Origin of the sequence: Mesorhizobium ciceri biovar biserrulae WSM1271 (assembly GCF_000185905.1) — a bacterium.
GTDB lineage: Bacteria > Pseudomonadota > Alphaproteobacteria > Rhizobiales > Rhizobiaceae > Mesorhizobium > Mesorhizobium ciceri.
The window spans coordinates 1,511,807-1,535,465 of record NC_014923.1; the positions used below are offsets into that span (position 1 = coordinate 1,511,807).

Below are 23,659 nucleotides of genomic sequence, written 5' to 3' on the forward strand. Positions count from 1 at the left end.
CAATTGGGCCTAAGCTTGCGATGGGAGGCACCATGAGAGCCCAAAGACCGAATTCGCGCGAGAAGATTCTCGCCGCGGCGGCTGATGTTGCCCGGGAATCCGGACCAGGCAGCCTGTCGCTGGATGCCGTCGCCAGCCGTGCCGGCGTGTCGAAGGGAGGGCTCCTCTACAATTTCCCGACCAAGGCCAAATTGATGCAAGGTTTGGTCGAAGGCTATCTGCGCGAGTTCGAGCACGCGCTGGAAGCCGCCCGCACAAATGACAAGGACGAAAATCCCCTGGCCGTCTACATCAGGCTGTCGGCCAATGATTGCGAGGAAAAGCAGCCGTCGGCGTCCTGGATCTTCTCGGCTATCGCCGAGGATCCCGATTTCATGATGCCGATAAAGACCTTCAAGCGGCAGCTTTTCGAGCGGCTGAAGGGCGAGACGCCGGATCTCAAATCGCTGTTGATCTGCTATCTCGCCATCGAGGGATTGCGCAGCATGAACCTCTTCGATTCGGATGTCCTGTCGAAAGACGAGCGCCAGTTGTTGGTATCGTCCCTGCTCGAGATTGCCAAATAGGCGCCGCCCACCCGCTTTTCGGCGGGCCTGTTCGTGAACGCGGCGTTCGCCGGCGTCACACAGGGTTCATCGTGCGGACATAGCGTCTTCCCAGTTCTTTGCTGCAATGCATCTGGAGTGGGACATGGTGGACATAGTTTCTAGCGAGGCGGGCATTCCGAGACCGGATCATCCGCTGGATCAATCGGGCAGCGCGAAGTGGTTCCTGCCGGCCTTCGGCGTGCTGGTGCTCGTCGGCATCGCCTATGTCGGCTACGCGCTCAGCCAGGATCTTGCGGTGGCCAAGACCGTGCCGTGGATCCTGCTTGGCATCGCCTTGCTGATCGCGCTCGGCTTCGAGTTCGTCAACGGCTTCCATGACACCGCCAATGCGGTGGCGACGGTCATCTACACGCGCTCGATGCCGGCCGAATTCGCCGTCATGTGGTCGGGCGCCTTCAATTTCCTCGGGGTTCTCACCTCCAGCGGCGCGGTCGCCTTCGGCATCCTGTCGCTGCTGCCGGTCGAGTTGATCCTGCAGGTCGGCTCGTCCTCGGGCTTCGCCATGGTGTTCGCGCTGCTTGTGGCGGCGATCCTGTGGAATCTCGGCACCTGGTTCCTCGGACTGCCGGCGTCGAGCTCGCACACGATGGTCGGTTCGATCATCGGCGTCGGCCTTGCCAACCAGTTCATGGCGCCCGCCGGCAGCGCCACCAGCGGCGTCGACTGGTCGCAGGCGACCAATGTCGGCGTCACCCTGCTGGTGTCGCCGATCATCGGCTTCTTCGCCGCGGCGATCCTGCTCTATGTAATGAAGCTGCTGGTGCGCAATCCGGCGCTCTACGAGGCGCCGAAGGGCAACACGCCGCCGCCATGGTGGATCCGTGGCCTGCTCATCTTCACCTGCACCGGCGTCAGCTTTGCGCATGGCTCCAATGACGGACAGAAGGGCATGGGCCTGATCATGCTGATCCTGATCGGCGTCGTGCCGACGGCCTATGCGCTGAACCGCACCCCCGACATCAACTATCTCGAAGCCTACAAGTCTGCCTCGGTCAGCGTCGAAACGGCGCTGGGCAAATATGCCAAGCCCGGGGTCACCGTCACCGATGCCAAGGCCGCCGTCCAGGATGCCGTGCGCACCAGGACCTGGAACGACCAGACGACGGTTGCGCTGCAGACCTACATCCACAACACGACGGCTGGCCTGCAGCCCTATGCCTCGGTCGAGACGGTGCCGACCGATCTGGTCAGCAACGCCCGCAACGACATCTATTTGATCGGCGAAGCGCTCAAGCTAATCGACAAGAAGCAGCTGCTGCCGATGGAGGCGGCCGATCTGAAAGCGGTCACCGACTATCACAAGGCCGTCGACAACGCGACGAAGTTCATCCCGATCTGGGTGAAGGTCGCCGTCGCGCTGGCGCTCGGCCTCGGCACCATGGTCGGCTGGAAACGCATCGTCGTCACGGTCGGCGAGAAGATCGGCAAGAGCCATCTGACCTACGGCCAGGGTGCGGCGGCCGAACTCGTGGCGATGGTGACCATCGGCATGGCCGATCGGCTGGGACTGCCGGTGTCGACGACGCATGTGCTGTCGTCGGGCGTTGCCGGAACGATGGCGGCGAACGGTTCGGGGCTGCAATGGGCGACGGTGCGCAATCTGCTGCTTGCCTGGGTGCTGACGCTGCCGTGCTCGATCACGCTGGCCTTCGTGCTGTTCATCATCTTCCGCCAGGTGTTCTGAGCCGAGCGTATAAGCGTCCAAAGAAAAGGCAGCGCCGGGTGACCGGCGCTGCCTTTTTTCTTTAAGTGAGCACTGCGTTCAAGGGGCGAAGACGTATTCGTTTCTGTTGACGTGGAACATGCCTAGGAAATTGGCCGAAACGCCTTTCGCTTCGTCATCCTGTGGCGGAGCAGGGAGCGAAGCGACGCGGCGCAGACCATAGGATCCATGCCGCGACTCCTGAGCGTTGCCGCGGTGCAGAATTCTGCTCCGCTGCACTCCGTGGCAAAGATCACGGCATGGATCCCAGGGTCTCCGCGACGGAGCTTCGCTCCTGCTTCGCCCAGGGATGACGAAGTTTGGAGGCGTCGGCCAATCTCGAGCGTTGGCGATGGCCGTTCAAACGAATCCTGGCCAACAACGCTGAACCGTTGGGCATAACCGGCCTGGCTACGTCGGGTCTTCGCGATGCAGGTCATGGATGGCGACACCGTCGACATTGGTCGGCATCGTCAGCCACTCACGATGGCGCAAGGTGCGCTGCGTGTCCTCCAACCCTGTCTCCCAATGCTCGCGCATCGAGGTGCCTGAGAACTCATAGTCCTTGGCGTGACCCTCATAGCCTTTGTGCTGATAGATCAGGTGCACGATGTTGACGGTGCCGGCGTCCGAATAGTCCTCGATCAGCGCTTCCTCGGCCGGCGTCCGCAACTCCTTCGGCACCCGTTTCAGTGCATCGAGCAGGCGCATCTTGAGACCGTGGATGCGTTTGAAATTATCAGTGTTTTGCCGTGTGCGGCTCGAATACATGATGTCCTTGTGGCGCGACAGCACGTCCGGCATGCGGCGCGGCAGGACGCCTCGCGCGCTGAACAGGTCGACCTGGAAAACCAGCGAGGAACGGTCCTCTTCCTGGTCGAGCAGATATTGCAGCGGCGTGTTGGAGACGATGCCCCCGTCCCAGTAATATTCGCCTTCGATGCGGATCGACGGGAACGCCGGCGGCAGCGCGCCGCTGGCCATGATGTGCTCCGGTTCGATGCGGACCTTGTCGGTGTCGAAATAGACGAAGTTGCCGGTCCGGACATTGACCGCGCCGACGCTCAACCGCTTCTTGCCGTCGTTGAGGATGTCGAAGTCGATCAGGCTTTGCAGCGTCTCCTTCAGCTCGGCCGTGTCGTAGAAGCTGGTGGCGCCCTCGGCGCCGGGCTGCTCCATCCAGGGGTTAGGATTGCGCGGCTTGAAGAAGCCCGGCTGCCCCATGACCATGGTCATCCACGAACTGGTGCGATTGCGGATATCACGGTAGATGTCGCCTTCCGGCGTATAGGCCCAGATCTTGCGACCCGAAATCGTCTGCCAGAATTGCTCGAGGCGCTGCAGCCGGCGGCTCGACTCATTGCCGGCGATGATCGCCGCATTGATGGCGCCGATCGACACGCCGGAAAGCCAGCTCGGCTCGCAGCCGGCCTCTGCCAATGCCTGGTACACCCCAGCCTGGTAGGCGCCGAGCGCGCCGCCTCCCTGAAACACCAGCGCGACGCGGTCATACTGCGCCGAGATCTCCGCGATGGTGGCGGTGGCCTCCTTGTTGCGATTGCGTTCGAGCACGGCTTTGGTCTCCGACTTCTGTTTGGGCTCTGAAAGGCTTGTGCAGCTCAGGTGCGGTCGGCGAGATAATCGTGAACCACTTCGCCCAGCCCAAGCGTCAGATCGGCGGTGAAGTGGACGGCGGATACAATGTCGAGCACCGGCAGCCGCGCCACGTCGGCCATGACATGCGGCCGCAAATCGAGCGCGGCGGGCGCAGTCCAGGCTTCCTTCAGCGTGATGTCGGTGAGGTGGTAGCGGACCAGTTCGCAGATGCGCGGCGTGCCGTCGACATGCGGGACGATCTTGATCAGGAAATTGGGCGCGGCCAGCGAAGCGAGGACAGAGCCGTGATCGGCTTCCTTGTGCTTGTAGCCCATCGTGCCGGTGGCGCACAGAACGCTGCCATAGTGCAGCGTGCCGACGATGACCTCGCCTTCATGCACGATCTTGGGATTGGCAAGCTTCTTGGGAAAGCCCCACAGTTCGCGGCCGCCGGCGATCGGCGCGTCGTCGTCGAGATACATCGAATGGACGTAGGCGCCGTGCTGGCCCTTGTAGCGCACCGGGATGACCTGGCCGGTCTCGGTGTAGTCGCCGAAACCGGTCGAGTCAGGCATGCGGATGAATTCGTATTTGACCAGCGGCTCGTCGATTTCCAGCGGCTCCGGCACGACAGCCTCTAGCGCCTCGCGCGTCGTGCGGTAGGTGATGATGACGTATTCGCGGTTGAAGAAACGGTACGGCCCGGGCGGAAAGGAGGGGTTGGTCAGCGGCATCGCATAGGCGCGCTTCATGACATCGGCGATCTGCAAGGCTGTAGCCCCATTTTGGTTCAGGAATGACTGCGCGCGCTCCGGATTATGTTGCACGGCACCATGACAGTGCCGTGTCAGCCGCCTGACAGCCGCCCAAGGGGCCTGTCGACGGCCGTTTCAACCCTGTAATCGCACCGACATATGGCTATGGCACTGTCATGGTGCGGCGCACAAAGGCGGCCCCGTTCGTTCCCTCCCACCTCTTGCGAGATCATCATGGGTTTCCTGTCTTCGAAGAACGCCCTCGTCACCGGCTCGACCAGCGGCATCGGCCTGGCCATCGCCCGCGCCTTTGCCGCCGAAGGCGCCAATGTCACCATCAACGGCCTTGGCGATGCGGCTGCCATCGAGCAGGAGCGCACCGGCATCGAGAGGGATTTCGGCGTCAAGTGCCGCTATTCCGGTGCCAACATGATGGATGGCGCGGCGGTCAGCGCCATGGTGCATGAGGCCGAGGCTGCCTTCGGCAGTCTCGATATCCTGGTCAACAATGCCGGCATCCAGCATGTCGCGCCGATCGAGGAGTTTCCCGATGACAAGTGGGAAGCCATCATCCGCATCAATCTGCTCGCCGCGTTCTACGCCATCAAGGCGGCACTGCCGGGCATGAAGACGCGCAAATGGGGCCGTATCATCAACACCGCCTCGGCGCATGCGCTGGTCGCCTCGCCGTTCAAGTCGGCCTATGTGTCGGCCAAGCACGGCATTGCGGGCCTCACCAAGACGGTAGCGCTCGAAGCAGCGCTCGACGGCGTCACCGTCAATGCGATCGCGCCGGGCTATGTCTGGACGCCGCTGGTCGAAAGGCAGATTCCCGACACGATGAAGGCGCGCGGCATGACCGAGGAACAGGTCAAGCACGATGTGCTGCTCGCCGCCCAGCCGACCAAGGAATTCGTCACCGTCGACGAGCTCGCCGCGCTGACGCTGTTCCTGTGTTCGGACGCGGCCAGGCAGGTCACCGGCACCACCTTGCCGATGGATGGCGGCTGGACGGCACAGTAGAGGATAATCCAAGCGTTCCGTTTGCCTGCTGGTGCCGCTGGGCGCTGGCAGAAAAGCACCCGCCTATGCCGTGATCTTAATCGATGCGGATGCCGTGGTCGTGCATTTCCATGATTTTCCGATCGACGCGGCGGGTTGCCCGTCTCCGGCAGGCTTAGCGGGACACTGAGCAAGACTTCCCGCGAGGGCCAAGATGCCGCCAGTCGCATGTGCCGGCCTATTGCACGGCAGCGCAACAGGCTGCGCCGTTGCTGAACTGAACGATCCCAACCGATGCCCATCCGCGCACTGACGGCGACTGCGCGGCATCGGGTTTCCCAGCCTCTTTCTCGTCCCGCCGGACTACGGTGAAAGTGTCCAAAAAGCACGGGAATATGGACATTAGTCTTGACAGAAATACAGATGTTCAATACCCGTCAGGCAATCGAACAAGCCTGCATTATGGGAGGAACGAGCGGTATGGCTTCCAATGTTTCGTTGACGGGTCTTGCCCGCGATCTCGAGGAACGCGCAAAGTCGGGCAAGCCTATCCGCATCGGCCTGATCGGCTCGGGCGAGATGGGAACCGACATCGTCACTCGTGTCGCCCATATGTCGGGCATCGAGATCGGCGCCATTTCCGAACTGAACCTGCCGGCTGCCAGCAAGGCCGTCGATATCGCTTTCCAGGAAACCGGGCATGCGCGCGAAGTGTCGAATGCTTCGGCTATGACGTCGGCGATGGAAGCCGGCAAGGTGGCGGTCACCAACGACGCCGACCTTGTCATCAACAATGATCTGATCGACGTCGTCATCGATGCCACCGGGGTTCCCGCCGTTGGCGCCGAGATCGGGCTGCGCGCCATGGAGCATGGCAAGCATCTGGTGATGATGAATGTCGAGGCCGACGTCACCATCGGCGCCTATCTGAAAAGCGAGGCCGACCGGCTCGGCGTCACCTATTCACTGGGCGCCGGCGATGAGCCGTCCTCCTGCATGGAGCTGATCGAGTTCGTCTCGGCCATGGGTCACCCGATCGTTGCCGCCGGCAAGGGCAAGAACAATCCGCTCAACATCGACGCCATTCCCCCGGACTATGAGGAGGAAGCCAAGCGCCGGCACATGAATGTCCGCATGCTGGTCGAATTCGTCGACGGCTCCAAGACCATGGTCGAGATGGCGGCAATCGCCAATGCCACCGGCCTGGTTCCAGACAAGGCTGGCATGCATGGCCCGGCGGCGACGCTTGGCGAACTGTCCAAGGTGCTGGTGCCGCAGAAGGATGGCGGCGTTCTGTCGAAGGTCGGCGTCGTCGACTATTCGATCGGCAAGGGTGTCGCGCCCGGCGTCTTCGTCGTTGCCGACATGTCGCATCCGCGCATCTCCGAGCGCATGGAAGATCTGAAGATGGGCAAAGGCCCGTATTTCACTTTCCATCGTCCCTATCACCTGACCTCGCTCGAGGTGCCGCTGACCTGCGCGCGCGTCGTGCTCTACGGCAAGGCCGACATGGTGCCGCTGGCAAAGCCGGTGGCCGAAGTCGCCGCCATGGCCAAGAAGGACATGAAGCCCGGCGAGAAGCTCGATGCGATCGGCGAATATTGCTACCGCGCCTGGATCATGACGACGCCCGAGGCGCGCGCCGCCAAGGCCATTCCCTGCGGCCTGCTGCAGGGCGGCTCGGTCACCGCGCCGATCAAGAAGGGCGAACTCATAACCTATGCGAATGCAGCGCCCGCGGCGGGCTCCAAGATCGCCGAACTGCGCGCTCGCCAGGACAAGCTCGTCTATGGGACCGTGGGAGCGTGATCATGGCCACAGCCAGCAAAGCCGTCACTAACAGTCGCGCCAATCTGCCCTTCGTCTACCGCCAGTACAGCGCCGAGCAGCTCAAGCAGGTGCTCCACAAGATGTACCTGGTCCGCCGCTTCGAAGAGGGGGCGGAGGAGTGCTACACGCGCGGCCTCATCCATGGCACCATGCATTTGTCGATCGGCCAGGAAGCCAGCGCCATGGGCATCTGCATGCCGCTTGCCGAGGATGACCAGATCACCTCGACGCATCGCGGTCACGGCCACTGCATTGCCAAGGGCGCCGAGGTCAAGCGCATGTTCGCCGAGTTCTTCGGCAAGACCACAGGCTATTGCAAGGGCCGTGGCGGCTCGATGCACATCGCCGATGTCGGCAAGGGCAATCTCGGCGCCAATGGCATCGTCGGTGGCGGTATTCCGATCGCCGTCGGGGCGGCATTGTCCTCCAAGATGATGAAGACCGGCAAGGTCGTGGTCTCCTTCTTCGGCGATGGCGCCAACAATGAAGGCGCTTTCCACGAGGCGCTCAACATGGCGGCGGTCTGGAAGCTGCCTGTCATTTTCGTCTGCGAGAACAATGGCTACGGCATGTCGACATCGACAGCCCGCTCGACCGCGGTCAAGAACATCGCCGAGCGCGCCGCCGCCTATTCGATGCCGGGCGTCATCGTCAACGGCAACATCTTCTCCGAGGTCGCCGAGGCGTCTCATCAGGCTGTTGCCCGAGCCCGCGCCGGCGAGGGGCCGACGCTGATCGAGTCCAAGACCTATCGCCATCGCGGCCATTCCAAGAGCGACCGCAACCGCTATCGCACCAAGGAAGAGATCGAGGACTGGATGTCGAACCGCGATCCGATCACCCTGTTCGAAAGCGAGCTCAGGGAATTCGGCTTCATCGACGACAAGGGCATCGAGGCCATTCGCGATGCCGTGGCGCAAGAGATCGCCGAGGGCATCGAGTTCGCCAAGGCGAGCCCTTCGCCCGATATCAGCGAGACGGGAAATTACGTGTATACGGAGCAGGCGTGATGGACGCGATGGTGCGTGAACTGAGCTACGCCCAGGCGATCCAGGAGGCCATGGCGATCGCCATGGACATGGACGAGCGCGTTTTCCTGATGGGCGAGGATATCGGCGTCTATGGCGGCGCCTTCCAGGTCACCGGCGACCTGGTCGAACGTTACGGCGCTGACCGCGTCATCGACACGCCGATTTCGGAACTGGGCGGCGCGGGCGTCGCGGTGGGCGCTGCGCTCACCGGCATGCGGCCGATCTTCGAGTTCCAGTTTTCCGATTTCGCCACGCTTGCCATGGAGCAGATCGTCAACCAGGCGGCCAAGATGCGCTTCATGCTGGGCGGCGAGGTTTCTGTTCCCGTGGTGATGCGCTTTCCCGCCGGTTCCGGCACCGGTGCGGCGGCTCAGCACAGCCAGAGCCTCGAAGCCTGGCTCGGCCATGTGCCGGGTCTGAAAGTCATCCAGCCGGCGACCCCCTATGATGCCAAGGGCATGCTTTTGGCAGCGGTCGCCGATCCCGATCCGGTCATGATCTTCGAGCACAAGTTGCTCTACAAGATGAAGGGCCCGGTGCCCGAAGGCTATTACACTGTGCCGATCGGCAAGGCCGATATCCGCCGCGAAGGCCGGGATCTCACCATCGTCGCCACCTCGATCATGGTGCAGAAGGCGCTCGACGCGGCAGCCGTGCTGGAGAGCGAAGGCATCGACGTCGAAGTCGTCGATCTCCGGACCATCCGGCCGATGGACAAGCAGACCGTCATCGACAGCGTCAAGAAGACGTCGCGGCTGCTATGCGTCTACGAAGCGGTCAAGACGCTGGGCATCGGCGCCGAGGTCAGCGCCATGATCGCCGAGAGCGAAGCGTTCGACTATCTCGACGCGCCGATCGTGCGGCTGGGCGGCGCCGAAACGCCGATCCCCTACAATCCGGAACTCGAGAAGGTGACGGTGCCGCAAATTCCGGACATCATCACTGCCGCGCGCGACCTCGTGAAAGGGGTTCGCTGAGATATGCCGACCGAAGTCATTCTTCCCAAGGTCGACATGGACATGGCGACCGGACAGATCTCGCGCTGGTTTGCCGAGGAGGGCGCGCACGTCAAGAAGGGCGATGTGCTGTTCGAGATCGAGACCGACAAGGCGGCGATGGAAATCGATGCGCCGGCCAGCGGCGTCCTGCGCGATGTCACCGGCAAAGAGGGTGTCGATATTGCGGTCGGCGCTGCCGTGGCGTGGATCTATGCCGACGGTGAGGCCTATGGGGCTGATGCTGCTGCGGCAAAGCAGGACGTCGCGCCAATCTCCACACCCGCGGGGGAGATGTCGACGAAGTCGACAGAGGGGGGCGCTGTCGCGCCAACGTCTCATTCTGTCACTCACCCCTCTGCCCTGCCCTCTTTGCCGCCACTTGGCATCTCCCCCACAAGGGGGGAGATCGGCCAATCGCCATCGGCCGGCCGTGCAACACCGCTTGCCCGGCGCCTGGCCCGTGAGGCCGGCCTGAACCTCTCGACCGTATCTGGCACCGGTCCGCATGGCCGGGTGGTGAAGGCGGATGTCGACGCGGCGATTGCCGGTGGCGGCGCCCAGGCGGCGCCTGCCGCCAAGGCTCCGGCTGGCGTGCCGGCTGCTGCTCCTGCCGCGCCGGTAAAGGCGATGTCGGACGATCAGGTCCTGAAACTGTTCGAACAGGGCTCCTATGACCTCGTCCCGCATGACAATATGCGCAAGACCATTGCGCGCCGCCTGGTCGAGGCCAAGACCACCATTCCGCATTTCTACCTGACGCTCGACTGCGAGCTCGATGCGCTGCTGGCGCTGCGCACGCAGATCAATGCGGCAGCCCCGGTGAAGAAGACCGACAAGGGTGATGCTCCGGCCTACAAGCTGTCGGTCAACGATATGGTCATCAAGGCGATGGCGATGGCGCTGAAGGCAGTGCCCGATGCCAATGCCTCGTGGACTGAAAGCGCCATGGTCAAGCACAAGCACGCCGATGTCGGCGTTGCCGTGTCGATCCCCGGCGGGCTGATCACACCGATCATCCGCAAAGCCGACGAAAAGACGCTGTCCACCATCTCCAACGAGATGAAGGATCTGGCCAGTCGCGCGCGCAGCCGCAAGCTGAAGCCGGAAGAGTATCAGGGTGGCACCACGGCGGTGTCCAATCTCGGCATGTTCGGCATCAAGGATTTTGCCGCGGTCATCAACCCGCCGCACGCGACCATCCTGGCGGTCGGCGCCGGCGAGGAGCGGGCGGTGGTCAAGAATGGCGAGATCAGAATAGCCACCATGATGTCGGTGACGCTGTCGACCGACCACCGCGCCGTCGACGGTGCGCTGGGTGCCGAACTGCTGGTCGCCTTCAAGAACCTCCTTGAAAATCCGATGGGCCTGCTGGTCTGATCCACCAAGCAGAAGCCGGCGCCGACTGATGCGCCGGCTTGCGACAGAAACGACTTGTCAGGCGCTGACCCTTGACCCATGTTCTATCTGGATTGCGATCCAGGGAGGCCAAATATGCCTGCATTCGACCCATCTGACGTCAAAACCCTGTTCGGCAAGGTCATGGGTGCGTCGCCATCCGACATCAAGCTGGTGGCGCAGCGCCTGCACGACCACGCCTTCGAGCCTCGCATGTCGGCGGAGGAGACCAGGCAGCTCGTCGCCAGCCTCGGCTATGACAGTCTGGACGCGTTCTGCGCCGACATCGGTCTGCCCACGCATATCGCCGAGCGGTGGAGCCGTTTTGGTGTTTCCGGCGAGATGAAGCAGGTGTTCACACTGTTGGCGGCGCAGCGCAAGCGGGTGGCCGAGGCGATCGCCGAATTCGAATCCATGACCCATGTCGGCGTCGAGGATTTTTTGCGCGAGCGCGGGCTGATCTAACCGCCCTTGGCAAGCAGCGCCGTGGCGGTATCGCTGTCAGTGATCAGCACATTGGTGTCGACGGCTTTCAGTGCGGCGAGGATCGCCGCGACCTTGCGCTTGCCGCCCGCGGCGAGAACCACATTCGGCACCTTGCCGACCACATCGAGATCGATGGCCATGACACGCCCGTTTACCTCGTGGTCCACCAAACGGCCATTGGCATCGACGAAATAGCACAGCATGTTGGCGACCGCGCCCTTCGCTTTCAACGGAGCGATCAGCGATGACGGAACGATGCCATGCCGGAAGATGGTGGCGTCCGGCGACATGTCGCCGACGGTGAGCAGCGCGATGTCGGCGGCGGCCGCGCGTTGGCGTACATCCTGCAGGGTCGGCTGTGCCCAGAGGAGATCGCGCAGCGAGGGATTGTCGACCGTGACCGGCGCGGTGATCTGGTAGCTGTCGACCTCGAAGACATCGGCTACCTTGGCGGCAACGATGGACGGATTGATCCATTGCGAGTGCGGCAGGCTGCCGACGAGCGCCACCACACAGGCACGCTTCAACTGCCGGCGGGCAAGGAAGCCGAGGCTGGCATGCAGGGTCGCGCCGCCACCGATGGCGAGCGTCATGCCGTCCTGCATCTGCTCGCCGAGATAGGCCGCGACGGCATGGCCGATGGCTTTCTCCAGATGGTCATGCGCCGAAGGCGTCGGGATGACGACGGCGGCATTCAGACCCCAGCGCTTTTCCAGTCCCCGCTCGAGCGCCACCTGCCCGGCGGTCGGCGCGTTGATCATGGTGACGACAATGCCCTCGGCGGTGCAGGAGGCCAGCGTACGCATGACCTTCACCCTGGAGACATCGAGCTTTTCGGCAATCTGTTCCTGGGTGAAACCTTCGACATAGTAGAGCCATGCCGTCTTGACGGTAAGGTCCGACGAGACCATCGGCAGGCGAGCCTGTCTGGGTTTTTCTGTGGTCATCGGTTCCTGTCCCTCATGAGCCGTGGCCTGACCGGTGCTCATCAAGGAAATACCGGCCGGATGTCAACTGATGCCGGATCTGCGGCGTGTCGATTGTCGCACATTTCTGTTCATTTGTAATTGACATCGTACATATGAACATATTTTGTGGGTTTCCCGCGCTGTGTCATCCACCAGTCATATGCGCCGTGCAGGGAGGAAGAGACGGGGAGCCGGCCAGAGCCGGACCGGTCATGCACAGAAAGACAGGAGGTCTCATTGAAGACGCACTTCATCAAGCTGCTGGCCAGCCAGCTGGCGCTCGCAGCAACTTTGTTTGCCGGCGTGGCAAACGCCGAAACACTGACGCTCTACACGTCCCAGCCGGAAGCCGACGCGGCCAAGACCGTGGATGCCTTCAAGAAGGCGCAGCCGGGTATCGATGTGAATATCTATCGCTCCGGAACGAGCGACATCCTGACCAAGATGGCGGCCGAGTTTGCCGCCGGCAGCCCGCAGCCCGACGTGCTTCTGATCGCCGATGCGGTCTCGATGGAGCTGTTGAAGAAGGACGACCGGCTACTGCCCTATCCCGAGGCAAAGCTCGATGGCATCGAAGCGGATGCCTATGACGCCGACAAGACCTATTTCGGCAGCAAGCTGATCACCACCGGCATCGTTTACAACACCGCTGCGACCGAGAAGCCGCAGCATTGGGCCGATCTTGCCAAGCCCGCCTATGCCGATGGCCTGGTCATGCCGAGCCCGCTCTATTCGGGTGCCGCCGCCTACCTGCTTTCGGGCTTCGTCGGCGACGCCAATTATGGCTGGGATTTCTTCCAGAAGCTGAAGACCAACAACACCGTCAGCGTGCGCGGCAATGGTGCGGTGCTGAAGTCGGTGGCATCGGGCGAAAAGCCCTATGGCATCCTGGTCGACTTCATGGCGATGAACGCCAAGAAGAAGGGTTCCCCGGTCGAGTTCGTGTTCCCCTCGGAAGGTGTGCCGGCAGTGACCGAACCGGTCGCCATCATGAAGACTGCCAGGAATGTCGACGGCGCCAAGAAGTTCGTCGACTTCATTCTTTCCGATGACGGCCAGAAGCTTGCGCTTTCGATGGGCTATCTGCCGGCGCGCGCCTCGGTCGGCCGCCCCGAATGGCTGCCGGAAGGCGTCCAGGTCAAGGTGATGCCGTTCGACACCAAGGCAATCGTCGCCAAAACCGACGCCGACAAGGCGAAGTTCTCGGAACTGTTCGGCGGCTGAGCCGGCAATCCAGTCAGGGGTGCCGTCCCAGCGGTATCCCTGACGGGCAAAACCCCGATCGCCTCGGCTGATCGACCCCAGGAAACGCAATCATGTCAACACGGATCAGGGAAAGCCGGGGCCAGGAAATGGTCCTGACGGCGGCGGTAGCCATCGTCATCGCCCTGCTTTCCCTGCTGCCGATGCTGCGCCTGATCAAGGAGATCGTGGCGCCCGGCGGCACGCTGTCGACCGTCGCGATAAAGGCGGGGCTCGCCAGTCCGGCGACCTGGATCGCCACCTGGCACACACTGGTCGTCGGTATCGGCGGCACCCTGCTTGCGGTGCTGTCTGGAACGCTGGTGGCCGTCCTCGTCACTCTGACCGATATCCGCGCTCGCAGCGCCATGGTGCTCTGTTACGTCATGCCCTTGATGATCGCGCCGCAGGTGACGGCGCTGGCCTGGCTGCAATTGTTCGGCCCGGCAAGCCCGTTCCTCAAGCTGTTCGGGGCGGCACCGCCGCTCGGTACCAGGAACCCGCTCTATTCGACATCGGGCATCATCCTGCTGCTCGGCGTGCAGTATGGCCCGCTGGTTTTCCTGTTGGTGCGCGCCGGGCTGCGCAAGCTGCCGCGCGAGCTGGTCGAAGCCGCGCGGGCGGGCGGTGCCGGCTGGTTCACCGTGCTGGTCACCATCGTGCTGCCCTTGATGACGCCGTCGATCATGGCGGCCGCTGCTCTTGCCTTCGTCTCATGCGTCGGCAATTTCGGCATTCCGGCCTTTCTCGGCATTCCCGCCAACTATCTCGTGCTGCCGACGCTGATCTATCAGAAGCTGGCCGGCGGCGGCCCCGCCGTGCTCGGCGAAACCGCATTCCTATCGGTGCTGATCGGCATTATCGCCATGGCGGGCATCCTTACCCAGGAGATCATGAGCCGCCGCCGCGACTATCGCATCAGCTCCACGTCGCTTCCGGCCGAGCCCTATGAGCTCGGCCGCTGGCGGCCCGCCGTGCACGCCGGCATGTGGCTGCTGATCATCGTGGTGCTGGTCCTGCCGCTGTTCGGGCTGGTTCTGACATCGCTGGTGCCGGGCTACGGCATTGCGCTCACCGCCAAGACGGCGACGCTCGACAATTATCGCTTCGTGCTGTTCGAGCATGATGCCGCCAGTAGGGCTTTCTTCAACAGCTTCTGGCTGTCGATCGCGGCGGCCTTCTTCGCGGTTCTGGTCGCCGTGCCGATCGGCTATCTGATCGCCTGGGGCAAGCAGCGCTGGGTGCGGCTGCTCAATCTGTCGGTCGAACTGCCCTATGCCTTGCCCGGCGTGGTGCTGGCGATCGCCTCGCTGCTCATGTTCCTGCGGCCGATCCCGCTGACCGGCATCCAGCTCTACAACACCGTCTGGATCATCCTCTACGCCTATCTCGCCCGCTTCCTGGTGCTGGCATTGCGGCCGACCATCAGCGGCTATCACCAGATCGACCGGGCGCTGGAGGAGGCGGCGCAAGTGGCCGGCGCCGGGCTGTTCACGCGCATGCGCACGATCATCTTTCCGCTGGTGGCACCGGCGGCGATCGCCGGCGGGCTACTGATCTTCATGACGGCGCTCAGCGAACTCACCGTCTCGGCGCTGCTGTGGTCGTCCGGGTCGGAGACGATCGGTGTCGTGATGTTTTCCTTCGAGCAGGGCGGCGATTCCAACTATGCGGCGGCGATGTCCGTCATCACTGTGGCGGTCACTTTCCTGTTGATGCTGGTGACCAATCTGCTTGCCCCCTACCTTCCGACCGGAGTGCTGCCATGGCGCGATTGAGCCTGGACAATGTGACCAAGAGCTTCGCCAATTTCGATGCCGTCAAGGACGTATCGATCGATGTCGGCGACGGCGAGTTCCTGGCAGTGCTCGGGCCGTCCGGCTGCGGCAAGACCACGCTGCTGCGGCTCGTTGCCGGATTCGAGAAGGTGACGTCAGGCGAGATCCGTATCGGCAGCGAGGTCGTGTCGGGCAAGGGCGGCAGCGTCGCGCCGGAAAAGCGGCGCGTCGGCATCGTCTTCCAGAACTACGCGCTGTGGCCGCACATGACGGTCGCCGAAAACATCGGCTATTCGCTGAAGGTGGCGAAGCTCGACAAGGCCGTCGCCCGCCGGAAGGTTGAAGACGCACTCGCCCTCGTCAATCTGCAAGGGCTGGGCGAGCGTCGGCCGGCCAATCTGTCCGGCGGCCAACGCCAGCGCGTGGCATTGGCGCGCTGCCTTGTCGCCGCGCCCTCGTTGGTTCTGTTCGACGAGCCGCTGGCCAATCTCGACGTGCATCTGAGGGCTTCGATGGAGGACGAGTTCGCGTCCTTCCACAAGCGCACGGGCACGACGATCGTCTACATCACCCATGACCAGGCCGAGGCGATGGCGCTGGCCGATCGGATCGCGGTGATGGATGGCGGGCGTCTTGCCCAGCTGGCGACGCCACGCGAACTCTATCATGAGCCGGCAAATGAAATGGTGGCTTCCTTCATTTCGCAGGGCATTTTGCTGCCTGCGGATGTGTTGAGCGCGGAAGAAAGAGGGCACTGCAAGGTCCGCGTTCTCGGCGCGGAACTGATTGTCCGCTGCCGGCCAGGCGAGCGGCCGCGAACCGGGGCAAAGGTCTGCTGCCGGTCGGCCGATCTCGACGTGTCGCCGGACGGTCCCGGCTTCGATGGTCTGGTCAAGCGGGTGATCTACCAGGGTGGCTCGGCGCGCATCGAATTCACGCCTTCGACCAATCCCGACCTCACCTTGCATTTCGAACAGCCCGATCCAGTCGCGCTGGAGAGCGGAGCCCAGGCACGCCTGCGGATACGCTCCGGCTGGCTGATCCCGGCGGCGGGGGCGGCATCGTGATGATGCTCGACCTGCTCGGTGGTTTTGGCGAAAAGGGCCGCACCAGCCTTGCTGTCAGCAGCGGCAAGGATCGCATCCTGCTCGACGTCGGCATCAAGGTCGGCGCCTCGGGGGCGGACTACTATCCGGCGCTGAACGGCTCGGTCGCCGACATCGATGCGCTGTTCGTCTCGCATGCGCATGAGGATCATGTCGGCGCGCTGAGCTGGCTGCTGTCGCGCGGCTATGCCGGCCCGATCTTCATGACGGCCGAGACCCGCGACGAGGCGCCTGCCACGCTCGCGGGCTATGCTGAGCCCGAGGATTTCAGGCGGTTTCCTTTTCCCGAAGATCGCATCGAATTGTTCGAACCCGGCGACACGTTGAACAGCGGCAATCTTACGATCCGGACGGGACGCTCCGGACATGTCGTGGGCGGCGTCTGGTTTGCCGTCGACGATGGCGAGAGCCGCGTCGCCTATTCCGCCGATGTGGTGCCGGACAGCAATGTCTTCGTCATGGACACGATCCCGCACTGCGACCTGCTTGTCCTCGATGCTTCCTATGGCGCCGATCCGGTGCCGGGGGCGGCGCGTGCGCGCGAAATCTCGCAATGGGTTGCGAGGCATTCGGGCGGGTGTCTTTTGCCGACGCCGCTCTCGGGTCGGTCGCTGGAGCTGATCGCGGCCTTGCCAGGGCCGTTCGCCATCCATGCCGGCATGCGCTCGTCCCTGGAAGCGCAGATCGGCGCCACGGCAGCCCTGTTGCCGGGCGTTTCAACGTTGCTGCGCCGCCGCCTGCAAGACGCAGCCGACTGGACCGATGCCGATCCCCTGCCGTCCATGCCGCTGCTGGCGGATGACGGCATGGGTGAAGCCGGCCCATCGTCGCGCCTCTTGCCGCGTGCCGACCATTCCGGTTTTCCGGTGCTGCTTACCGGGCATCTGCCGTCAGGTTCGCCGGGCGATCTGTTGCACAAGGCCGGTCGGGCGGACTGGGTACGCATGCCGACCCATCCGACGCTGTCGGGCAATGTCGATATCTGGGAGAAGGCCGGCCGTCCCGCGGCACTCGGCCATTCCTGCACGCCGGACCTTCTCGGCGACCTGCAAACCCACATCCCCTCGCTGCGCACGCAGTGCCGCACCGGCCAGCGCATAGTGGTGTCGGAGGCAAGAAAACGATGAGAATTCTGATCTGCAACGATGACGGCATCGAAGCGTCGGGGCTTGCCCGTCTGGTCGCGGCCGCCAGCGCGTTGAGCGGCGATGTCTGGGTGGTCGCGCCCGACGGCAAGCGCACCGCCGCCGGCTCGTCATTGACGATTGCCAGGCCGTTGACCATGCGGCGCCTCAAACCGAACTGGTACGCCTGTTCCGGCACCCCGGCCGATTGCGTGGTAAGCGCCATGACCTGGTTGTTCGCCGATACGAAGAAGCCAGATCTGGTGCTGTCGGGTGTCAACGATGGCCGCAACGTTGCCGAGGACCTTGCCTATTCCGGCACGCTCGGCATCGCGCGGGAGGCGACTTTCTGGGGCGTTCCGGCCATTGGCTTCTCACGCGTGAAAAATCCTGATTTCACCGATGGCGACGACCAATGGCTTGGCGCGCTGATCGTGTCCCTGTGGCAATCGCGCGCCGACTGGGCCGCTGAGGGTCATTGGCTGAGCATCAACCTGCCGACCTCGCTGCCGGCCGAAATCCGCCAGCCGCGCATCGGTCGCGACAAGATCGCCCGCAAGGCCGAGATCGTGGAGAGCGACGGCGACCGCACGGTCATCACCGTGCCGCGCGGGCGGGCTCACGACAGCCAGCCGGGCGACGAGAACGACGCGATCGATGCCGGCTTCATCAGCATCAACCGGCTGAACTGGCTTGGCGAGACGCGGCTGGACGAACGGTTTCTGGACGGGATCCCGCGCCAGCGGCAAACTGGCTGACCTGAGGTCTGCGCGTCGTCATCCGATCACCAACCTGTCAGCGGTTAAATCAAGCCAATCCACTACCTCTGCTTGAAGCCGCCGCTATTTCATTCCACATCGGTGCGGATGAAGGGCGAAACAGGAGAACGGCGGCGGCATCTGCTGTGGGCTTTGCCCGCATCGCTGATCCTGCATGCGCTCATCGCAGCGTTTCTGATCTATGGCCTGCCGAGACCCGAGCAGCAGCCGGTTCAGCAGGAACAGCCCGTCAATGTCGCGATCGTGCCGCCGCCCGAGAAGCCCAAGCCGAAACCTGCTCCAAAGCCGCCGGAACCGACACCTGAAAAGAAGGCTGAAAAGCCGCCTGAACAAAAGCCGCCGCCGCCGAAACCGCCAGACGACCAGGTTCTGAAGCGCGTTTTCCAGTACGGCCAGAAAGATACCGGGCCGGAGAAATCGCTCGACGGAAGCAGCGCTAAACCCAACACGCCGTCGCCGGCCAAGGATGAGGCTGCAAAGCCGCCTGTCGCGCCGACACCCGCGCCGACGGAGCCCGCCCCGGCTGCAACGCCACAGCAGAAGGCAGACCCCAGCAAGCCTGACGAGAAGCCGGCCACCGTTGCGCCGGACGAAAAGCCCGCGCAAAGCGAGGAAAAGCAGGCGACCGAGGACACCGACAAACAGCAGCCGGACAAACAAGAACTCGCACCGCAACCTGACGAAAAGCAAGCCGTCGTGACGCCAAAGCCATTGACGGCTGAGACCGGTGACAAGCCGGCGCCTCCAGCTTCGACTGGAAAGGCAAAGTCCAAACCTGCCAAGACAATGACGTTCAAACCCGCAAGAGCTTTCAAAGCGCCGATCGGGAATGCTGGAAGGTCAAATCCCACCAACGACGACGTTGCAGGATCACCAATCTATTCCGGCCTTCCGGGCGTCAGAAAGCTTTACTCGCAAGGGGCAACCGGCAATGCGTTCGCTACAAGCTCCATGGAGAATGTGCCGCGCGGTCAGCGGGTAGCCACCCTTTGCGGCAACGTTCTGAGCCGGGAACTGCAAAGTGCCGACTATACGGTCAAATGGGTGCCAACCATTACGCTGGACAAAGGCAATGTTCTCAATCCTCCGCAGGCCGCCTTCAGCACCAGAAACGCTTGGTACAACCTAAATTTCCGATGCGAAGTCGACGCCGATGCGACGAGGGTCCTGTCCTTCAACTTCCGTGTGGGCTCACTCGTGCCGCCTGGCGAATGGGCCAGCCGTGGATTCACAAAGTATCGTCTAAACTAGGCCGGCACACCAAACCTAGCCAATTGCCGGCTAACTTCTTGCCAGTCGGCGCAGACGAAATCGGCACCGGCAGCCGTCAGCCGCGCGGCGTGCTCGGCATAGGTATGGCCGCCGCCGGTGTAGCCGATCGCCGTCATGCCGGCGGCGATCGCGCCCTGGATGCCGAAGGGCGAGTCCTCGATGACGATGCAGTCAACGGGATTGGCGCCGATCTTGTCCGCCGCGAAGAGGAAGATGTCCGGCGCGGGCTTGCCGTTCTTGACCATCGAGGAACTGTAGATCGCATCGCCGAAGAAACGCGCCAGCCCGGTCACCGCAAGGCTGTGGTTTATGCGCTCGACGGAGGAGGACGAGGCGACACAGCGATCGCCCGCGAGCGCCTCCAGAAAGGCAGTGATTCCCGGTGTCGGCTTCAATTCCTGCGAGAACAGCACCTTGGTCTCGGCCCAGATGTCGCCGTCCGCCGCCGCCGGAAACTGGTGGCCGGTCAAATCTTTGATCCTGGCGATGATATCGGACTGCTTCATGCCGATGCATTGGGCGATGATGCTGGTGTTGACGCCGGGCATGCCGTGCTTTTCGTAGACGCGCTCATAGGCGCGGGCGGCCAGAGGCTCGCTGTCGACAAGAACGCCGTCGCAATCGAAAATAATAGGCCTTGGTCGCGCCACGCGTTTCCCTCTCGAGTCAATTTTCGCACATCGCTATCGGCAAAAAGTCAAATGTTCAATAGCACGTGCGTTTTTGGGGACGCGAAGAGCGGGCTCAAAGCTGGCGCAACGCATCGCTCGCACGGGAAGACCCGAGCGCCCGTTGCATGGCTTGCCGGGACTGCGCGCGATCCGGGGTGATCCAGTTGGGTTCGGCGCCGAGAAAGCGGTCGAGGAAAGCCACCGCATAGGCCGGCATCTCGGTCACATTCTCGCGATAGGACCACCAGGTGCGCAAATCGTCGGCGCATTTGTCGATCCCGGGTGTCGTGCCGAATTCCTGCTCGTGGATCGCCGAAATCACCGAGACGCAGTAGTTGGTGTAGAGGAAACCCTCCGGCCAGAAGCGGACGATTTCCAGCGTGCCGGCGTTCGTTTCCGTCTCGATCAGCTGCGTGAGGCCGGAGATTTCCCTGGCCGGCGCCTGTTTTATCAGCTCACGCAGCACGAGGCCGGCGGCAAAGACGATGAAGTCGGCGCGGTCGATCGCGGCGAAGCGCTTCTGCCCCTCCATGATCTCGACCCAGTCGAGAAAGGCCCTGGTGAGCTTGGCCTCGTCGATCTCGAAGCGCACGCCGAACGTGTCCGAGACCACCTTGGCGCTGCCGCGAAAGGTGGCGCGGAACCAGCGCAACTGCCGCAGCCGATGGCGAAGATCGGGCATCAAGGCCAGTTCGTCCCTGAAGGGCAGGTCCATGTTTCCTCGTATCCTGTTTCCCGGTCAGCCTAGCACAAGCGCGCCGCCGCCGAAATCTGTCAGCGGCCCTGTGGATGACCGCTTCAGAGGCCAATATCATACATATTGACATTCTCGGAAACAAATGTTCTCACTTTGCTGTTGTCACGCGCCGGTCCAAGGTGCGATTCAACTGAGGCTTCGGGAGGAGAACCGAATGGCGATTTGGCAGTGGGGACTGCTTCTGCTGGTTATCGTGTGGGCGCTGCAGTCGCTCGGCGTCTGGCTGCAGATGCGGCATTATTCGGATGTCTTCAGGGGCGTCACCGACCAGTACAAGGACGGCTTCGTCGGAGCCGGCAATTTTCGCGGCCGGTTGGCCAAGGGCACCATCGCGCTCGTGGTGGTGACGCCCGATCTGGTCGTGCGCCGCCTGATGGTGATGAGCGGCCGTTCCGTCTTCACCAAGTTCAAGAGACATGAAGAATTCGAGGGTGTTCCCCTCGATCGACTCCGGTCCAACCCTGCAATCATGGGGGAGGGGGAACCCGGTGTGGCCGAGGCCGTGAAACGGGCGATCGAGCAGATCGACAAGACACGGTCGGAGCCGGGGAAGAAGCCGGGCCTGTCCGGTTTGAACGTAGCAAGGGCTTAGAGCCGGATGATTTCGGGCTCTAAATCAAAGGGATAGAGGACGCCGCGCACCGACTGGGATCAACCGGCGGGTGGCATAAGGAGGAGAAATGTCTGTATTTTCGTTGTTGGCGCAGCATGCCGACATGGCCGTGCACAATCTGCATGTCGCAGGTGCCATGGTTTCGGATGCCGCATTGCATGGCAAGCTCGCTGTCGAGCATGCCTCCGACCATCTCGTTGTCCTCGCACAAGCGGACAGCGGACCGATCACCGTCGATCAGTTCAAGGAAAAGCTGAAGGACGTCCAGCAGGAAGAGCAGCTCGGCTGGCTGACCGCCATCGGCAAGTACTTCATCGGCATCTTCCAGAAGGGCGGCGAGGTCTTCGCCGGCTTCGTCACCGGCATCATTCCGACGCTGGTCGTGCTGATGACGGCCTTCTATGCCGTCACCGAACTGGTCGGTGAAGAGCGCGTGCATGGCCTGGCGCGCGGCGCCGGCCGGATCGCGCTGACGCGCTACACGCTTTTGCCGCTGCTGGCGGTGTTCTTCCTCACCAATCCGATGGCCTATACGTTCGGATCGTTCCTGGAAGAAAAGCACAAGCCAGCCTTCTATGACGCGGCCGTGTCCTATGTGCACCCGCCGCTCGGCCTGTTCCCGCACATCAATCCCGGCGAGTATTTCGTCTGGGGTGGCATTCTCGTCGCGCTGCTGGAGCTGGAAAAGAAGGGCGTCGTCGTCGCCGGCTACCACGTCAAGGTGGCGATCTGGTACGCCATCGTCGGCCTCGTCGTCATCCTGCTCAAGGGCATGCTGACCGAACGCATCACCGCGATCATGGCACGCCGCCAAGGCGTCGAGCTGTAAGGGCGGGGAGGACATCATGGCCAAGACATATAAAGCCGTAAAAATCTCCCAGGGCAAAACCGGCTGGGGTGGCCCGCTCATCATCGAGCCGACCGAACAGCGCAGCAAGGTGGTTTCCGTCACCGGTGGTGGCATTCACCCGGTGGCGCAGCTCATCGCCGACATGACCGGCGCCGAGGCCGTCGACGGCTTCAGGGCACCGCCGATCGAAAGCGAGATGGCGGTTGTCGTCGTCGATTGCGGCGGCACCGCACGATGCGGCGTCTATCCGCGCAAACGTATCCCGACCGTCAATCTGACGCCGGTCGGTCAATCCGGGCCGCTGGCCCAGTTCATCACCGAGGACATCTACGTTTCGGGCGTGAAGCCGGCCAACATCACAATGGCGGACGGATCCGAAACGATCACGACTGCAGGGGGAGCAGCAGCGATGAGTTCAAACAACAATGCGACCGCGGCACCACAGCCGCTGCCGAGCGAAGGTGGGCTGATCGGCCTCATCAGCACGATCGGCCGCGTCATGGGACGTATCGTCGGCATCTTCTTCAATGCCGGCCGCCGCACCATCGACCAGGTCATCCGCAACGTGCTGCCGTTCATGGCCTTCGTGACCATGCTCATCGGTCTGATCCTGTATACCGGCATCGGCGATGTGCTGGCGCAGCCGATGGGTCCGCTGGCCAACAACATCGTCGGCCTGCTGATCATCTCGGCGATCTGCGGCCTGCCGTTCCTGTCGCCCATCCTCGGGCCAGGCGCTGTCATCGCGCAGGTCATCGGCGTCGCCATCATCGGCCCGCAGATCGCCAACGGCACGATTTCGCCGGCAATGGCACTGCCGGCGCTGTTTGCCTACAATACCCAGGTGGGCTGCGACTTCGTCCCCGTCGGCCTGGCGCTCGGCGAGGCCAAGCCTAAGACGATCGAAATCGGCGTTCCGGCGGTGCTCATCAGCCGCCAGATCATGGGTCCGGTCTCGGTGCTGATCGCCTGGGTCGTCAGCCTGATCGTGTTCTAAGGCAATTCCGGGAAAAGCGCACAATGCTTTCCCTTGGAAACTGCGTCAAAACAAAGAGACAGAGCGGTTCACCGCTCTAGGGAAAGTTTGAGAAAATGA

The 23,659-nt window shown here is 62.9% G+C and carries 22 protein-coding genes; 17 read left to right on the forward strand and 5 right to left on the reverse strand.

Annotated elements, in window-relative coordinates; genetic code table 11:
* The first annotated feature begins 32 nt into the window (after window positions 1-32).
* Both MESCI_RS07255 and MESCI_RS07260 read left to right on the forward strand, forming a co-directional pair.
* Window positions 33-566 carry a TetR/AcrR family transcriptional regulator gene (locus MESCI_RS07255; RefSeq protein ID WP_013529308.1) on the forward strand — a complete coding sequence of 178 codons (534 nt, stop codon included), beginning with the start codon at window positions 33-35 and terminating at the stop codon, window positions 564-566.
* 124 nt (window positions 567-690) lie between these two features.
* Window positions 691-2,292, forward strand: coding sequence for an inorganic phosphate transporter (locus tag MESCI_RS07260; protein ID WP_013529309.1), 1,602 nt, complete (start codon window positions 691-693; stop codon window positions 2,290-2,292).
* A 429-nt stretch (window positions 2,293-2,721) separates the two neighbouring features.
* On the opposite strand, the gene MESCI_RS07265 is transcribed toward MESCI_RS07260, so the two are convergent.
* Together MESCI_RS07265 and MESCI_RS07270 are read right to left on the reverse strand one after the other, a co-directional pair.
* On the reverse strand, window positions 2,722-3,882 hold the full coding sequence (locus tag MESCI_RS07265; RefSeq protein WP_013529310.1) for a patatin-like phospholipase family protein: 1,161 nt from the start codon (window positions 3,880-3,882) through the stop codon (window positions 2,722-2,724).
* A gap of 47 nt (window positions 3,883-3,929) precedes the next feature.
* Window positions 3,930-4,676, reverse strand: coding sequence for an acetoacetate decarboxylase (locus tag MESCI_RS07270; RefSeq protein ID WP_013529311.1), 747 nt, complete (start codon window positions 4,674-4,676; stop codon window positions 3,930-3,932).
* Window positions 4,677-4,895: 219 nt separating this feature from the next.
* Between MESCI_RS07270 and MESCI_RS07275 the strand changes: the two genes are divergently transcribed.
* The 6 genes from MESCI_RS07275 to MESCI_RS07300 all read left to right on the forward strand — a co-directional run bounded on the left by MESCI_RS07275 (window position 4,896) and on the right by MESCI_RS07300 (window position 11,382).
* On the forward strand, window positions 4,896-5,684 hold the full coding sequence (locus tag MESCI_RS07275) for a 3-hydroxybutyrate dehydrogenase (protein WP_013529312.1): 789 nt from the start codon (window positions 4,896-4,898) through the stop codon (window positions 5,682-5,684).
* A gap of 459 nt (window positions 5,685-6,143) precedes the next feature.
* Complete coding sequence (locus MESCI_RS07280) at window positions 6,144-7,472, forward strand: NAD(P)H-dependent oxidoreductase (RefSeq protein ID WP_013529313.1); 1,329 nt, start codon at window positions 6,144-6,146, stop codon at window positions 7,470-7,472.
* Between the two features lie 2 nt (window positions 7,473-7,474).
* Window positions 7,475-8,503, forward strand: a complete 1,029-nt coding sequence (locus MESCI_RS07285; protein WP_013529314.1) for a thiamine pyrophosphate-dependent dehydrogenase E1 component subunit alpha — start codon at window positions 7,475-7,477, stop codon at window positions 8,501-8,503.
* Window positions 8,503-9,501 (forward strand): alpha-ketoacid dehydrogenase subunit beta, encoded by a 999-nt coding sequence (locus MESCI_RS07290; protein WP_013529315.1) that lies wholly within the window; start codon window positions 8,503-8,505, stop codon window positions 9,499-9,501. Before MESCI_RS07285 ends, MESCI_RS07290 begins: the two co-directional genes overlap by 1 nt.
* A gap of 3 nt (window positions 9,502-9,504) precedes the next feature.
* Window positions 9,505-10,899, forward strand: coding sequence for a pyruvate dehydrogenase complex dihydrolipoamide acetyltransferase (locus MESCI_RS07295; RefSeq protein WP_013529316.1), 1,395 nt, complete (start codon window positions 9,505-9,507; stop codon window positions 10,897-10,899).
* Window positions 10,900-11,013: 114 nt separating this feature from the next.
* A complete protein-coding gene (locus tag MESCI_RS07300) occupies window positions 11,014-11,382 on the forward strand; it encodes a hypothetical protein (protein ID WP_013529317.1) in 369 nt (122 codons plus the stop codon).
* On the opposite strand, the gene MESCI_RS07305 is transcribed toward MESCI_RS07300, so the two are convergent.
* Window positions 11,379-12,350 (reverse strand): sugar-binding transcriptional regulator, encoded by a 972-nt coding sequence (locus MESCI_RS07305; protein WP_013529318.1) that lies wholly within the window; start codon window positions 12,348-12,350, stop codon window positions 11,379-11,381. The genes MESCI_RS07300 and MESCI_RS07305 overlap by 4 nt on opposite strands.
* A 258-nt stretch (window positions 12,351-12,608) precedes the next feature.
* Between MESCI_RS07305 and MESCI_RS07310 the strand changes: the two genes are divergently transcribed.
* From MESCI_RS07310 to MESCI_RS07335, 6 genes are all read left to right on the forward strand, one after another.
* Window positions 12,609-13,595, forward strand: coding sequence for an ABC transporter substrate-binding protein (locus MESCI_RS07310; RefSeq protein ID WP_013529319.1), 987 nt, complete (start codon window positions 12,609-12,611; stop codon window positions 13,593-13,595).
* A 92-nt stretch (window positions 13,596-13,687) separates the two neighbouring features.
* On the forward strand, window positions 13,688-15,391 hold the full coding sequence (locus MESCI_RS07315; RefSeq protein WP_013529320.1) for an ABC transporter permease: 1,704 nt from the start codon (window positions 13,688-13,690) through the stop codon (window positions 15,389-15,391).
* Window positions 15,379-16,458, forward strand: a complete 1,080-nt coding sequence (locus tag MESCI_RS07320; RefSeq protein ID WP_013529321.1) for an ABC transporter ATP-binding protein — start codon at window positions 15,379-15,381, stop codon at window positions 16,456-16,458. Before MESCI_RS07315 ends, MESCI_RS07320 begins: the two co-directional genes overlap by 13 nt.
* Window positions 16,458-17,624: an MBL fold metallo-hydrolase gene (locus MESCI_RS07325; protein ID WP_013529322.1), complete on the forward strand. Its 1,167-nt coding sequence runs from the start codon at window positions 16,458-16,460 to the stop codon at window positions 17,622-17,624. Before MESCI_RS07320 ends, MESCI_RS07325 begins: the two co-directional genes overlap by 1 nt.
* Window positions 17,621-18,379, forward strand: a complete 759-nt coding sequence (locus MESCI_RS07330) for a 5'/3'-nucleotidase SurE (RefSeq protein ID WP_013529323.1) — start codon at window positions 17,621-17,623, stop codon at window positions 18,377-18,379. The genes MESCI_RS07325 and MESCI_RS07330 overlap by 4 nt, the downstream gene beginning before the upstream one ends.
* 108 nt (window positions 18,380-18,487) lie before the next feature.
* The gene (locus MESCI_RS07335; RefSeq protein ID WP_013529324.1) at window positions 18,488-19,651 is read left to right on the forward strand and encodes a DUF930 domain-containing protein; all 1,164 of its coding nucleotides are present in this window, start codon (window positions 18,488-18,490) and stop codon (window positions 19,649-19,651) included.
* Here the strand turns inward: MESCI_RS07335 and MESCI_RS07340 are convergent.
* Window positions 19,648-20,322 carry an HAD family hydrolase gene (locus tag MESCI_RS07340; RefSeq protein ID WP_013529325.1) on the reverse strand — a complete coding sequence of 225 codons (675 nt, stop codon included), beginning with the start codon at window positions 20,320-20,322 and terminating at the stop codon, window positions 19,648-19,650. The genes MESCI_RS07335 and MESCI_RS07340 overlap by 4 nt on opposite strands.
* 94 nt (window positions 20,323-20,416) lie before the next feature.
* Entirely contained in the window at window positions 20,417-21,058 is a 642-nt protein-coding gene (locus tag MESCI_RS07345; protein WP_013529326.1) for a hypothetical protein, read from the reverse strand.
* A 196-nt stretch (window positions 21,059-21,254) separates the two neighbouring features.
* On the opposite strand from MESCI_RS07345, the gene MESCI_RS07350 reads away from it, so the two are divergent.
* The 3 genes from MESCI_RS07350 (at window position 21,255) to srlE (ending at window position 23,560) form a co-directional block, all read left to right on the forward strand.
* The gene (locus MESCI_RS07350; protein ID WP_013529327.1) at window positions 21,255-21,692 is read left to right on the forward strand and encodes a transcriptional regulator GutM; all 438 of its coding nucleotides are present in this window, start codon (window positions 21,255-21,257) and stop codon (window positions 21,690-21,692) included.
* An 88-nt stretch (window positions 21,693-21,780) separates the two neighbouring features.
* Entirely contained in the window at window positions 21,781-22,542 is a 762-nt protein-coding gene (srlA, locus tag MESCI_RS07355) for a PTS glucitol/sorbitol transporter subunit IIC (RefSeq protein WP_013529328.1), read from the forward strand.
* Between the two features lie 16 nt (window positions 22,543-22,558).
* Window positions 22,559-23,560, forward strand: a complete 1,002-nt coding sequence (srlE, locus tag MESCI_RS07360) for a PTS glucitol/sorbitol transporter subunit IIB (protein WP_013529329.1) — start codon at window positions 22,559-22,561, stop codon at window positions 23,558-23,560.
* The last annotated feature ends 99 nt before the right edge of the window (window positions 23,561-23,659 follow it).